This window comes from Psychrobacter sp. T6-5, from assembly GCF_052258485.2.
In the GTDB taxonomy this organism is placed as follows: domain Bacteria; phylum Pseudomonadota; class Gammaproteobacteria; order Pseudomonadales; family Moraxellaceae; genus Psychrobacter.
In genome coordinates, this window is the sequence record NZ_JBQQEY020000001.1 from 350,563 (window position 1) to 362,923 (window position 12,361).

12 protein-coding genes and 1 pseudogene are annotated in these 12,361 nt (G+C 45.7%); 4 read left to right on the forward strand and 9 right to left on the reverse strand.

The genetic code is table 11. From position 1 onward, the window contains the following. Positions 1–61 precede the first annotated feature (61 nt). The 7 genes and pseudogenes from glmS to hisF all read right to left on the reverse strand — a co-directional run bounded on the left by glmS (position 62) and on the right by hisF (position 7,840). A complete protein-coding gene (gene glmS / locus ACTXGK_RS16115) occupies positions 62–1,906 on the reverse strand; it encodes a glutamine--fructose-6-phosphate transaminase (isomerizing) (protein WP_443517367.1) in 1,845 nt (614 codons plus the stop codon). 183 nt (positions 1,907–2,089) lie between these two features. Further along, a complete protein-coding gene (gene glmU, locus ACTXGK_RS16120; RefSeq protein ID WP_443517366.1) occupies positions 2,090–3,466 on the reverse strand; it encodes a bifunctional UDP-N-acetylglucosamine diphosphorylase/glucosamine-1-phosphate N-acetyltransferase GlmU in 1,377 nt (458 codons plus the stop codon). Positions 3,467–3,633: 167 nt separating this feature from the next. After that, positions 3,634–4,239: a phosphatidylglycerophosphatase A family protein gene (locus tag ACTXGK_RS16125; RefSeq protein WP_443517365.1), complete on the reverse strand. Its 606-nt coding sequence runs from the start codon at positions 4,237–4,239 to the stop codon at positions 3,634–3,636. A 3-nt stretch (positions 4,240–4,242) separates the two neighbouring features. Then, positions 4,243–5,274 (reverse strand): thiamine-phosphate kinase, encoded by a 1,032-nt coding sequence (thiL, locus tag ACTXGK_RS16130; RefSeq protein ID WP_443517364.1) that lies wholly within the window; start codon positions 5,272–5,274, stop codon positions 4,243–4,245. Between the two features lie 29 nt (positions 5,275–5,303). Next, a pseudogene (gene nusB, locus ACTXGK_RS16135) lies at positions 5,304–6,134 on the reverse strand (transcription antitermination factor NusB); the annotation flags it as partial. A gap of 216 nt (positions 6,135–6,350) precedes the next feature. Further along, the gene (gene ribH, locus ACTXGK_RS16140) at positions 6,351–6,872 is read right to left on the reverse strand and encodes a 6,7-dimethyl-8-ribityllumazine synthase (RefSeq protein ID WP_058023462.1); all 522 of its coding nucleotides are present in this window, start codon (positions 6,870–6,872) and stop codon (positions 6,351–6,353) included. A gap of 185 nt (positions 6,873–7,057) precedes the next feature. Further along, positions 7,058–7,840, reverse strand: a complete 783-nt coding sequence (hisF, locus tag ACTXGK_RS16145; protein ID WP_075106500.1) for an imidazole glycerol phosphate synthase subunit HisF — start codon at positions 7,838–7,840, stop codon at positions 7,058–7,060. Between the two features lie 185 nt (positions 7,841–8,025). Between hisF and ACTXGK_RS16150 the strand changes: the two genes are divergently transcribed. The 4 genes from ACTXGK_RS16150 (at position 8,026) to ACTXGK_RS16165 (ending at position 10,924) form a co-directional block, all read left to right on the forward strand. Then, a complete protein-coding gene (locus tag ACTXGK_RS16150; RefSeq protein WP_443517363.1) occupies positions 8,026–9,189 on the forward strand; it encodes a homoserine kinase in 1,164 nt (387 codons plus the stop codon). Between the two features lie 72 nt (positions 9,190–9,261). Next, positions 9,262–9,591: a putative signal transducing protein gene (locus tag ACTXGK_RS16155; RefSeq protein WP_443517362.1), complete on the forward strand. Its 330-nt coding sequence runs from the start codon at positions 9,262–9,264 to the stop codon at positions 9,589–9,591. Beyond that, positions 9,592–10,512, forward strand: coding sequence for a class II glutamine amidotransferase (locus ACTXGK_RS16160; RefSeq protein WP_443517361.1), 921 nt, complete (start codon positions 9,592–9,594; stop codon positions 10,510–10,512). A gap of 49 nt (positions 10,513–10,561) precedes the next feature. Further along, a complete protein-coding gene (locus ACTXGK_RS16165; RefSeq protein WP_443517360.1) occupies positions 10,562–10,924 on the forward strand; it encodes an Imm8 family immunity protein in 363 nt (120 codons plus the stop codon). A gap of 38 nt (positions 10,925–10,962) precedes the next feature. On the opposite strand, the gene ACTXGK_RS16170 is transcribed toward ACTXGK_RS16165, so the two are convergent. After that, a complete protein-coding gene (locus tag ACTXGK_RS16170) occupies positions 10,963–11,538 on the reverse strand; it encodes a YchJ family protein (RefSeq protein ID WP_443517359.1) in 576 nt (191 codons plus the stop codon). 59 nt (positions 11,539–11,597) lie between these two features. Next, positions 11,598–12,314 carry a metal-dependent hydrolase gene (locus ACTXGK_RS16175; RefSeq protein WP_443517358.1) on the reverse strand — a complete coding sequence of 239 codons (717 nt, stop codon included), beginning with the start codon at positions 12,312–12,314 and terminating at the stop codon, positions 11,598–11,600. Positions 12,315–12,361 lie beyond the last annotated feature (47 nt).

Sequence of the window (12,361 nt, forward strand, 5' to 3'; positions counted from 1 at the left end):
GGTCAGACTTAATACTGTGTTTTATTACTCGCTAATATTTACTGTCAGCGAGTAATCACTGTTATTCTACCGTCACAGACTTGGCAAGGTTACGTGGCTGATCAACATCCGTACCGCGCATTACGGCCACGTGGTAAGAGAGTAGCTGTACGGGTACGCTGTAGACGATAGGGGCAAGTGTCTCGCAAACTGCTTTAACATATACCACATGTAGGCGGTCTTCAGCAACAATTTGGCTATCTTCACTAGCAAAGACGAACAGCTCGCCATGACGGGCGTGTACCTCTTGCATGTTGGCTTTGAGCTTATCGAGCATACTGTCTTTGGGTGCCAATACGACGATTGGCATGTCCTTGTCAACAAGCGCTAGCGGGCCATGCTTAAGCTCACCTGCGGCGTAGCCTTCAGCGTGGATATAAGAGATTTCTTTGAGCTTCAATGCGCCTTCTAGAGCGATAGGGAACTGTAGACCGCGCCCTAAAAATAAGCAGCTTTTCTTATCTTCGAAGTGCTCTGCCATTGCCTTGATCGGAGCATCAAGGTGCAAACTGGCATAGAGTTGACCAGGCAGCTTTTGTAGCTCACCAAGTAAGGTGCTTAGGTTTGCGCTGTCGATGCGCTGCTGTACTGCGCCTGTTTTTAAGATCAATAACATGAGTGCGACCAGCTGGGTGGTAAAGGCTTTGGTCGATGCCACACCAATCTCAGGACCTGCAAGGGTCGGCAAGAATATGTCTGTCTCGCGAACCAATGATGAGGTAGGCACGTTACATAGTGCTAGACTAACCAGTCCTGCTGGGTTTTGCTTTTTGATGTCACGCAGGGCTGACAAGGTATCGGCTGTTTCACCAGATTGAGAGATACAAATTACCAGCGAGTTGTCGAGTACCACAGGATTGCGATAGCGGAATTCACTGGCAACCTCAACAGAGCATGATAGGCGCATCAAGCTCTCAAACCAATATTTAGCAACCATTCCCGCATGATAACTAGTGCCACAGGCAATGATCTGTATGTGCTGGACGCCTGATAACTGCGCTTCATTGCGTGCTAAAAAGTCATCACGTAGGGTTGACGCTTGGCGATTATCAATCGCCATTTCAAGCGTACGAGCGACTGCATCTGGCTGCTCATAGATTTCCTTGAGCATATAGTGCTTAAACTCGCCTTTGTCGGCATTGTGCTGCTTGGCATCGATTTCATGCACTTCGCGGCTGACTTCCTCGCCATCGACATAGACTTTAATACTGTCACGGGTCAATTTGGCAATATCGCCTTCTTCTAGGTACATAAAGCGGTTGGTGACCGGCAAGAGTGCCAGCTGATCTGAGGCGATAAAGTTTTCACCAATACCAACACCAATCACCAGTGGCGAGCCTAAACGTACCGTGACCAGCTCATCTGGTGTATCCACGTGAATGATGCCAAGGGCGAACGCGCCATGCAGCTTAGGGATTACGGCGCGTACCGCTTCTAGCAAATCATTGGTTTGCTCATAGATGTCATGAATCAGATGCGCTACCACTTCGGTGTCGGTCTGTGAGGTAAACTCGTAGCCTTTGGCTATTAACACTTCTTTTAACTCAGCGTAGTTTTCGACGATGCCATTATGGACGACGGCAATCTTACCAGATACGTGCGGATGTGCATTGCGCTGTGCAGGCTCACCATGAGTGGCCCAGCGGGTATGAGCGATACCGATATGCCCATCAAAAAATTCTGGATTGATAGAGACAGCATCGACCAAGGCTTGAACCTTGCCCACTTGGCGCTCACGATGTAATTCACCATCACGAATGACAGTTAAACCAGCCGAATCGTAGCCCCGATATTCTAGACGCTTAAGACCTTCAAGTAAGATATTCGCAATATTGCGCTCAGCAACTGCGCCAACGATTCCGCACATGGCTTTTCCTTAAATTTGTTTTTTAATGATTCAATATATGATGGCACAAGACTAATAAACTTCGTTAGCTACCAATGCTCAGTCATTAGCTCAAAAGTATGATGAAGCAGTACCACCACGATTGCCGTACTGCTTAGGTTTACTCAAGAATGACAGCGCTCGATCAAACTTTCGATAAGTCAGTTATTTTTTAGTCGGTCGTTGAAAGTCATTTTTCTGTACCTGACGAGCTCGGCCAAATGCTAAAGCACTACTATCAACGTCTTTGGTAATGACAGAACCTGCAGCGATGGTAGATGTATCTCCGATGGTTACTGGCGCGACTAGGCTCGCATTGGAACCAATAAAGGCATTATCTCCAATGATAGTCTGCGATTTGTTGACACCATCGTAATTACAAGTAATGACACCTGCACCGACATTGACGCCTGTGCCGACAGTTGCATCACCGATGTAGCTTAGGTGATTTACTTTACTGCCTTGACCGATTATTGATTTTTTAATTTCGACAAAGTTACCGACTTTGCTGTTGTCAGACAATACCGTATCAGGACGCAAGTGTGCAAAAGGTCCTATGTCGACACCAGCTCCGATGTCAGCGCGATCAATCACACAGTAAGGCTTGATATAACAAGCATTGCCTATCTGGGCATTTTTGATCACACAGCCCGCCTCAATATAGACATTGTCGCCTAAAGTGCAGTCGCCTTCAAAGACCACGTTGACGTCAATAAATACATCTTGTCCGGCACTCAACGACCCGCGAATATCCACGCGCGTGGGATCGGCAAATTGAACGCCCGCTTCTTGTAGGTCGGCGACTATCTTGCGTTGCCACGTGCGCTCCAGACTTGCGAGTTGTTGGCGGTTATTAACCCCTTCAATCTCAAACGTATGTTCAGGCTCAATCGCCGCAATCGTAATACCATCAGCGACGGCCATTTTGACGATGTCAGTGAGATAGTATTCTTGTTGCGCGTTATTATTAGAGAGCTCTGGCAAATACTTATGCAGTAGGGCGTTGTCTACGCAGTAGATACCACTGTTAATTTCTCTAATGTTTTGCTCGTCAGCATTGGCATCTTTTTGCTCGACGATGGCTTCAATGTTACCGTTTTGGTCACGTTTGATACGACCCAACCCGAACGGATTATCGACAGTCAACGTCAGCATAGACATACCGTCAGTATTGGCAGCTTTTAAAGCAGCTAATGTCTGGCAGTTGACCAATGGCACATCACCATACAGAATGAGACTTTGCCCTGATTTCGGTAAATCAGACAGTGTTACTTTGACCGCATGACCCGTTCCTAACTGCTCAGTTTGAGCAACCCAAGTAAACGACGACTGTGTATATTGGTTGGTAATCTCTGATTTTACCTGATCACCGCCAAAACCATGGACAATGATGGTTTCATCAACAGTGAGCTGATGACAAGTATCTAATACATGGGCCAATAGTGACTTACCAGCTAGGGTCTGCAAAACCTTTGGCTTTGCCGACTGCATACGTGTGCCTTTACCAGCAGCTAAAATAATCACAGAAAGAGGAGATGTCATAATAAGCCTACAAATGTAACAAAATATAATGTTGAATTATAGCGTAAAAACTTGCACAAAAAAAATTATGACGTGCAGGCTTTGTAACTTGAATACCCAAAACCTAAGCAAGTAAAATCAAATGAGCAAAAAGGCTAAACCAAAGTAATTGTTTCCGCAGAACAATATTAAAAAGACATAAACATCATCACAATGATGTAAATAATCAGCCAAATCACTGCTGCCATAATTCCTGCAATAATGTCATCCAACATTACCCCAAGGCCGCCCGCAACCTTTTTGTCTGCCCAGCCAATCGGTGGCGGCTTTAAAATATCAAATACGCGAAACAGGATAAAAGCAGTCGGTAGCCAGCCCCAAAACATCGGCAGCATCATTATCGACAAGGTGCTTTCAGACGTAGGAAATACATAGGACAGTATATAAGATAATGGCAATAGGGTAATCCACATGCCAGCCCATTCATCCCACACAATATGCGGATCATCGTGTACCTGCATCAACTCAGACGTACGCCCGCAAATCCAAACACCAACCAAACACGATAAAATAGTTAGCACCAAAAAAGGAACGAAACCCAAGCTCATGAGTGGCACACCCACAATCAGACCACCAACCGTGCCCCATGTGCCGGGCGCGCGTCGAGGTAGTCCGCTGCCCAAACCTAGTCCGAGCCAATAAACCATGCGGTCAAGCATACTGGCACCGATTGGTAGAGGTGGGCAGTCATTTGCTTGTCGGATATCAGGCTTAGATAGGTGTTGTTCAGTCATGGATTAGCCTGTGAAATGTTGATAACCGGTGAGATTGGGCCACGTAGAGAAGGGTGCAGATTGAGTCGGCGTGACTGGCTGATTTTGATAAAACAGTTCAAGACGTGAGTGATTAGGCGATTCGGTATCTGTCGCAATAAAATCTGCGAGCGCAACGACTTCTCCAATACAAGTGACAGGCGTATTAGAAGTAGGTGGTTCAATATGTGCAGGCAAGGTAAACGCCAATTCGTAGTCATCGCCGCCCGCTAATTGACATAACAAACGCTCAGATAACTCTACTTTGGCTAGTGACTCGCTACTCGGTAACTGATCTAAATGAATACGCAGACTAACTGAGCTTTGCTGACAGATATGTCCAAGATCTTGATAAAGACCGTCAGAGATATCGATCATCGCGGAGGCACCAGTTTTTGCTAATGCTGCACCTAGCGCAATACGCGGCGTCGGCATATGTAGACGATGAGCCAACTTGATACCTTGTGCGCTGTCAGGATGCTGTAGCGCATAAGCGGCATCACCAAGCGTGCCTGAGACATAAATTTTATCGCCAACTTGTGCACCCGAGCGATAAACAGCTGGTGTACCTGTGGCAAGCAATCCTTGCGCACTGACACTCAGCACTAGGCGCTCACTGCGCGTCGTGTCACCACCGATTAGCGTGACGCCAAACAGCTGGCAGGCATGAAACAATCCTTTGGCAAATGTCGTAAGCCATTCATGATTCGCTAGACGTTCGGGTAATGCTAGCGCTAGCAAAATACTATGCGGGGCAGCGCCCATCGCTGCAATGTCTGAAACATTAACCGCGACAGCTTTATAACCAATTTCAAACGCAAGCTTATCTACTTGTGCAAAGTCAGCATGAAAGTGACGGCCCTGAACCAGTGTATCAATACAGCTAACCAAGCGTGATCCTGCTGGCAATGCCATCACAGCCGCGTCATCACCGATACCTTTTTCGATACCCGTTAATGGCGCATGCGTGGCCTGCATCTGTGAGAATATACGCTCAATCAGCTCAAACTCGTTCATGGCTAGTCTTAGTCTTTAGTATCGTTAGCGTTTTTCTTGCTCGCCTTAAAGTCACTGATATTTGCACTGGCTTTACTGGCACTACTGCGTTTGACGTTAGCTTTGTTGGCGCTGATACGCGGCTTGTTTGATGCAGTCGGTGCGTTATCGATAGCGCTTTCTGTTTCAGCAGCCGTTTCGATATTGTCAGCTACCGTTACTCCAGCCGAATTCGCTTCAGATTGTTTAGCCGCCGCTTTTTGTGATGTACGTAGATTGGCATTGGTATCTGCTTGTACCTCTAAAGCACGCAGCTCACCAGCCATTTTATCCAGTACCGCATTGATCAATTTATGAGCGTCAGTCGCGCCAAAGTGATTATTTAGCTTCATTGCTTCGTCAAGCACAACCTTATATGGAATCTCCATACGGTTTTGTAGCTCGTACGCACCAATGAGCAAAATAGCATGTTCAACCGTATCTAATTTATCAACCTCACGATCGAGATGCTGGCTGATAAGCGCATCTAACGCTTCAATTTGCTCTGGGATATCGCGCATCATTTCGTGATAGTAGCCGATATGGACGGTGTGCATAGCGTTGGTTGCGCGCGTGCGTGCCGCGATATCATGCGGTGCATTGTCTTTCCAGCCAAGCTTGCCATCTACATCAAAGCGGCGGTCGGTGACGAGCCACTCGTATAGACCTTGCATGGCAAAGCGGCGCGCCTTACGGATAGCAGTGTGACTGGTCTTATAAGAAGACTCACTCATATCGAAGGTTTGATCACCTGCACTACTGCTCGCTATACGGGTAGCTTCAGCTTGATTGGCTTGTGCGGTTTTCGCAGCGCTGATAGCGCGCTTGAGTTGGTCAGTCATAGGGGGTCTGTACCTAAATTTTTGAGATGATACCCAGTCAAAATATAAAATAACAAAGTAGCTTTTTAGCTTTGTTTATTCAAAATTTTAAAGGGTATAGAAATACGGCGAAAATTCAAAAAATAGCCAATTATTTTGATAGCTGGCTAACGCTATGAGGTGCTGCTATTGCTCAATAGCAGCACCCATTAGATCAGTAAAGTCGAGTTTTGGCGCTTAAGCTTCATCGATATCGTCATCAATGTCTAGCTGTGATAGGACAGCGATCATCTCTAATACGACCATCGCAGCTTCAGAGCCTTTGTTGCCCGCTTTAGTACCAGAGCGCTCAATAGCTTGCTCGATGCTATCAGTGGTGATGATACCGTTAGCAACAGGGATATTATAATCCATTGCCACAGCACTCAAACCTTTAGCTGACTCGCTGGCTACAATATCAAAATGTGGCGTGCTGCCACGGATGATTGCACCCAATGCCACAATCGCGTCAAAACGATCTGATTCCGCAGCGCGCTGGGCCACAAGTGGTAGCTCGAATGCGCCAGGTACGCGAATAACAGTAATGTTGCTACCCAATACGCCATGACGGAGTAGGGCATCGATGGCACCATCGACCAATGACTCAACGACAAAACCATTAAAACGACCAACAACGATACCAATGCGAGCGTCAGCGTTCTGATGCAAGTTACCATCGATATGAGTCACGTCGTTGCGCTGCTGTTGTAAATTCGACATAAAAAATCCTTTGCTTAATAAGCGTTCAATTGAAATATAGGCATCAATAAATAGCTAAATAATCTGATGCGTTCAATCGACTTGGCCGCCTATTATTTTGGCGTTGCCCTAGTTAATTGAACGAAAATAAATGGTTAGCGCTATGATAGCATTTTTTTGGGTTTTATTTGTATATTACGAGCGTGCTAAAGACGCATCTGTATTCCTTGCGCTGCCATATACTCTTTGGCCTCCAATACCGTATACTCACCAAAGTGAAAAATACTGGCGGCAAGTACGGCATCGACGCCGCCTTCTAGTACGCCTTCTGCCAAATGTTGCAGGTTACCGACACCGCCTGAGGCGATAACTGGTACATTGACGCGGCTCGTAATTTGCTGCATGAGTGCCAAATCATAGCCTTTTTTGGTGCCATCACCATCCATCGAAGTGACCAGTAATTCACCAGCACCCAGCTCAGCCATTTTGCTCGCCCAAGCAACGGCATCGATACCGGTTGGCTTACGACCGCCGTGAGTGAAAATCTCCCAACGCGGTACGACAATACCATCGACGTTGATGTCAGCGACGCGTTTGGCATCGATGGCAACGACGATACACTGGTTACCAAATTTCTGCGCGGCTTCACCAACGAACTCAGGCGTAAATACGGCTGCTGAGTTAATCGCCACTTTATCAGCGCCCGCATTGAGCAAATTGCGGATATCAGCGATTTTGCGAACACCGCCGCCAACAGTCAGCGGAACGAATACCGTTTCCGCCATGCGCTCAACAGTATGATAAGTGGTATCGCGCTCATCATTGGTCGCAGTAATGTCCAAAAAAGTAATCTCATCAGCGCCTTGTTCATTGTAGCGGCGGGCGACTTCGACAGGATCGCCTGCATCTTTGATATCGACAAACTGCACGCCTTTGACCACGCGGCCATTGTCAACGTCCAAGCAAGGAATGATACGCTTTGCTAACATAGGGTCTTTCACCTTATAATCAATTCATAGGCGCTAGTCTAGCAAAATCACTGCTATTTCAGGCAGGTTTTCGCAAGATTATTACGCTTTTCACCATCGTTTTATCATGCGCGGTACAATTGCTGTCATTACCGCAGAAATTTATCCTATTTAACTTCTTATCCAATTGCTATAAGTGAGATGTCATGTCCGTCTATACCCAGTTAACCGACGACCAGTTTACCGCCTTTTGCCAAAGCTTTGGCGTATCGTTTTCCCGCGCGATTCCGATCACTCAAGGTATTAAAAACTCAAACTGGTTTATTCAAACGACTGACGATGTAGATGGCACCTACTCTTACGTGTTTACGTTATTTGAAGAGCGTCCGCCCGCTGATATCGAAAAAATGGCCGTTATCCTCAATCAATTAAATGGCAAGCTACCAGTCGCCGCGCCGCTAGCCGTTATTGAATCAACTGGTTCGCAAACGGATGGCGATGATAAACGCTATGTCATCCATTATGAAGACAAAGCGATTACGCTAGTGCCGTGTCTAGCAGGTTCACATCCGGAGCAAACCACGCAAGCGATGTGTCATGATATTGGCGCAGCATTAGCGATGCTGCATGAGACACTCCAAGCACTGCAACCCAGCGAGCAGTACGGCGTGCCTTTGTATCCATGGAGCGACGTGCGTGACCGTGAAATGCAGTTCATGCCAGGTGACGAAGCCAAGCTGATGAGAGATATTTGGCGCTCTTATTCAGAATTACCACTGGCCACTTTGCCAAAAGGTCTGTGCCATTTAGATATGTTTGCCGACAATACCTTATGGAATCTACAAAAAGGCGAAGCGCGTTTGACGGGCCTGTTGGACTTTACCGAAGTCAGCGTCGAGCATTACGTGATGGATATTGCCATTACGATTAATGATTTTTGTACCACGTGGGGCGTTGCAGAACAAGGCGAGTCAGTAAACTTTGACCGCAGTAAAATGGCAGCGTTCTTACAAGGTTATGAGTCGATCCGCCCGCTAAATAACGACGAAAACCGTGCACTACCTGTTATGCTGGCAAAAGCCGCGGTGATTTTCTGGTTATTACGCCTAAACGTGATTCACTACAACCGTACCGAAGGTCGTACGGGTGATAACATCATGGTCAAAAACCCTGACTTGATGAAACGTCTGGCCGCTTACCATTGGGCGCATGTTGAAAAGTCGCAAAATACCGTATTTGTACTATTAAGCAAACCAGACAATCAGATAGTCGGTGTGTTTAGCAGTATCACCCAAGCTGAGCAAGCGCAGGAAACATTAAATAGTAGTGAGTTTGCAATCAAAGAATATACGCTAGATCAATTATCGTAAGCGTTGCTTATTCATTTATTCTAGTACTAATGCTAGTACTAATTTTAGCACCGAAACCTTAGAGGCGACCCCATGACCGATCAAGTTGATAACTGGCACAAACTGGCGCGCTTTGATACCAATATGCAAGGTGAGCTACACGCCAATCTATTACGTAATAACGGCATAACCGTGTCCTTGCAGCCGCTCAGCGCGATCCCTGGTATGAACTCGGGTATCGTTCTCTGGGTAGAAGACACCGACTTGGCAGAAGCTCAGCGCATATTGGATACCATACCAACTGATGGTGCCGCTTTGCTTGATGAGATGAGTGATGCTGACTTTGATGCGCTATCTGCCAATCAAAGCAATACTACGCAAGGCAATTCAATAATAGACGACAATAACGGCGGTAATCTATAAATGTGTCAACTCTTAGGAATGAACTGTAATACCCCAACGGATATTGGCTTTAGCTTTGCAGGGTTTCGCAAGCGTGGCGGAATGACGGACAGTCATGAAGATGGCTTTGGCATTGCCTTTTTTGAGCGCAGCGAATGCAGCAATAATGACAGAATTAACGATGAAACGGCAAATGACTCAACGGGTCTGCGTCTGTTTCATGATAATCGTCCAAGCCATCTGTCGCCAGTCGCTGATTTGGTCAATAACTACCCAATCAAGGCCATGAACGTCATTGCGCATATCCGCAAGGCGACACAAGGGCAGAACTGCTTGGCAAACACCCATCCGTTCGTCCGTGAGGTATGGGGCGAGCAGTGGGTGTTTGCGCACAATGGACAGATGAATAGCGAATTTATCAAACGCTGTCAGCGCCTGCAAGACAACGGCAATGCCTCACACTGCCAGCCAGTCGGTTCAACTGATTCTGAGATGGCATTCTGCTATTTTGTCAATCGCCTAAAGAGCAGCTTTAAATCGCGTCCTGATGACAAAACGCTGTTTAATTTTTTGACCACGCAATGTCGTTATCTATCGGCCAATGGGCTATTTAATTGCTTAATATCCAATGGCAGGTGGCAACTGGCTTATGCAGGTAGTTTACTATTTTATCTCACGCGCAAAGCGCCATTTGGTGAAGCCAAACTGGCAGACGATGATATGGCGATTAACTTTGGTGATGTGACCACAGACACGGATAAAGTCACGATTTTAGTCACTGTGCCATTGACTGAAAATGAGAAATGGCAGCAGTTGGCCGTCAATGAATGCTTAATATTTCAAGATGGTGATGTCATTTATAAAGACAGTCCAAGCCAGCGCAAGTTTTTAACGGTTGAAGAAGGCATTGCGATTGCACGGGAAGTTGGAGCGAGTGTGTAAAGAAAGTTTTTGCTCCGAACATTTTAAGTTGGATGGTAGGGGTTGAATAATGCTATCGATTCAGTACATATATTTTGACGACCATCAAAGCTTTGACGATTTTGAATTTAAGAATAGTGATTATTTTGTTCTAACGGTATACCTAGCATTAGGTGATGAGAGGGGTAGTAGTCTTTTTTACTTTGATGTCACTAATGACTATTATCCTAGCTCTGACCATATCCTCATCAAAGATTACGAGGTTTACTTTCGGAAGAAAGCAGAATTTGTGATAAAGGACTTTGATAAATATATCTTGTTAAATTTCATTAATACTTTAATCGAAGAGAAAAGTATTAATAAGAACGAAAACGAGATATCCAAGAGTTTATCGAAGTATTTTCATTGGGAGTTTGATAAATATGTGCCTTGACAGTCATATGTTTTGAAATATTAGAGCAGTAGTACTCATTAAACCAAATACATCCCACAACACCGCTTAAACTTCTCTCCAGACCCGCAAATACACGGTTGCTTTTGCGTCATAGTCATCGCAGCCGTCGGGTCTAAGAAATACCAGCGTGCATCTTGATTAGCTTTGCTTTTTGCCTTTACGAAAGCAGACAGTTCATGATGCGCTTGTACTTTTTCTTCTAAATCACCTGCATTCTCCTTAGTACTAAAATAAGCCTTAAACTCAACCTGCGCATGACGTTTACCGATCTTAGGTGTGTGTTCTACAATCTCTAATCCTGCCCAGTCTGTCTCCGTCGCCCAGCTTTCAATCGCCTGAACGTCAAGTAAGCCTTGCTGCGCAGGCACTGTGGTCTTGACGATATACTCTGGCTTAATCAACACAAAGGCACTATAGCGTGTACGCATAAGCCGTTCAGCTGTTTCCGCTTTTATACTGTCTGCTTTGTCAATTTTACTATTATAAAAAGCATCATGATAAGGTTGGCAGCAGTCTTGATAGGATAGTGGAGCGTCTGTCGTCTCTGCTGTTGGATTGATTTGGCAAGGGCAAGTATCTGGGTAAGATTGCATGTTTTACTCTAATTTTTGTTTGGGCTTATTCGTTTAGGCTTAATGGTCTTTTGATAACTTTATTGCAGCATGCTTTTTATTAATTCTGGCAATATTCCGACTTTGAGCTGCGCCCATGCGGAAGGGTCACTTAGTCGTGACCAAAACATCTCAAAAGGCGGAGCGGCATATACCAGTAGCGCAAGGATAGTGTATAGAAGCAAATACCACCATTTGTCTTTTTGCTGATAAAACTTCATCGCCGTACCCGATGAGCGCTTCATTTTCATATTGGACAAATTGACGCTATACAGCTCGTCCAATGATAAATGTACCATCGCGCCACCAAATAGAAACAGCCCATAAAACCAGCTGGTCGTCAGTGGTAGGTGCAGACCATAGTAACTTAGGCACGTCAGACCTAATCCCAGTATCGCCATATACGGCACAGAATGGATGACGCCGCGATGCACCGTCATAGTGGTAAAGATATGAAAAACGACGTAACGCATAAAACCGTAGCCCGCCAGCCACAATACTATCAGTGCAAGTAAGCTCAAATCACTACGCCAATGCATGACTAGTCCAAAGGCAAATATAAACGAGGTGATATTAAAACCGAGCTTAATCGGTGTTGAATTATCAGAATCCAAGTCTGGCAGCAATCCACCGATAGTACCAAGCACTACGCACACCAAAAACCCTGAATCATCAATCAATCCAGCTTTATAAACCGTCAAACTCAGTGTGCCGCTGACCATAAAGGCGACATTTAAGTGGGTATTAAAATTTGCCATAAAACTCATTCATCCATAGCGCTCAAAAAGACCTTTCGAGCGGTGCA

What these genes read in the sequence shown, in the direction of transcription:
- glmS (WP_443517367.1), bottom strand. Translation starts at nt 1,906, where the DNA reads ATGTGCGGAATCGTTGGCGCAGTTGCTGAGCGCAATATTGCGAATATC.
- glmU (WP_443517366.1), bottom strand. Translation starts at nt 3,466, where the DNA reads ATGACATCTCCTCTTTCTGTGATTATTTTAGCTGCTGGTAAAGGCACA.
- ACTXGK_RS16125 (WP_443517365.1), bottom strand. Translation starts at nt 4,239, where the DNA reads ATGACTGAACAACACCTATCTAAGCCTGATATCCGACAAGCAAATGAC.
- thiL (WP_443517364.1), bottom strand. Translation starts at nt 5,274, where the DNA reads ATGAACGAGTTTGAGCTGATTGAGCGTATATTCTCACAGATGCAGGCC.
- ribH (WP_058023462.1), bottom strand. Translation starts at nt 6,872, where the DNA reads ATGTCGAATTTACAACAGCAGCGCAACGACGTGACTCATATCGATGGT.
- hisF (WP_075106500.1), bottom strand. Translation starts at nt 7,840, where the DNA reads ATGTTAGCAAAGCGTATCATTCCTTGCTTGGACGTTGACAATGGCCGC.
- ACTXGK_RS16150 (WP_443517363.1), top strand. Translation starts at nt 8,026, where the DNA reads ATGTCCGTCTATACCCAGTTAACCGACGACCAGTTTACCGCCTTTTGC.
- ACTXGK_RS16155 (WP_443517362.1), top strand. Translation starts at nt 9,262, where the DNA reads ATGACCGATCAAGTTGATAACTGGCACAAACTGGCGCGCTTTGATACC.
- ACTXGK_RS16160 (WP_443517361.1), top strand. Translation starts at nt 9,592, where the DNA reads ATGTGTCAACTCTTAGGAATGAACTGTAATACCCCAACGGATATTGGC.
- ACTXGK_RS16165 (WP_443517360.1), top strand. Translation starts at nt 10,562, where the DNA reads ATGCTATCGATTCAGTACATATATTTTGACGACCATCAAAGCTTTGAC.
- ACTXGK_RS16170 (WP_443517359.1), bottom strand. Translation starts at nt 11,538, where the DNA reads ATGCAATCTTACCCAGATACTTGCCCTTGCCAAATCAATCCAACAGCA.
- ACTXGK_RS16175 (WP_443517358.1), bottom strand. Translation starts at nt 12,314, where the DNA reads ATGGCAAATTTTAATACCCACTTAAATGTCGCCTTTATGGTCAGCGGC.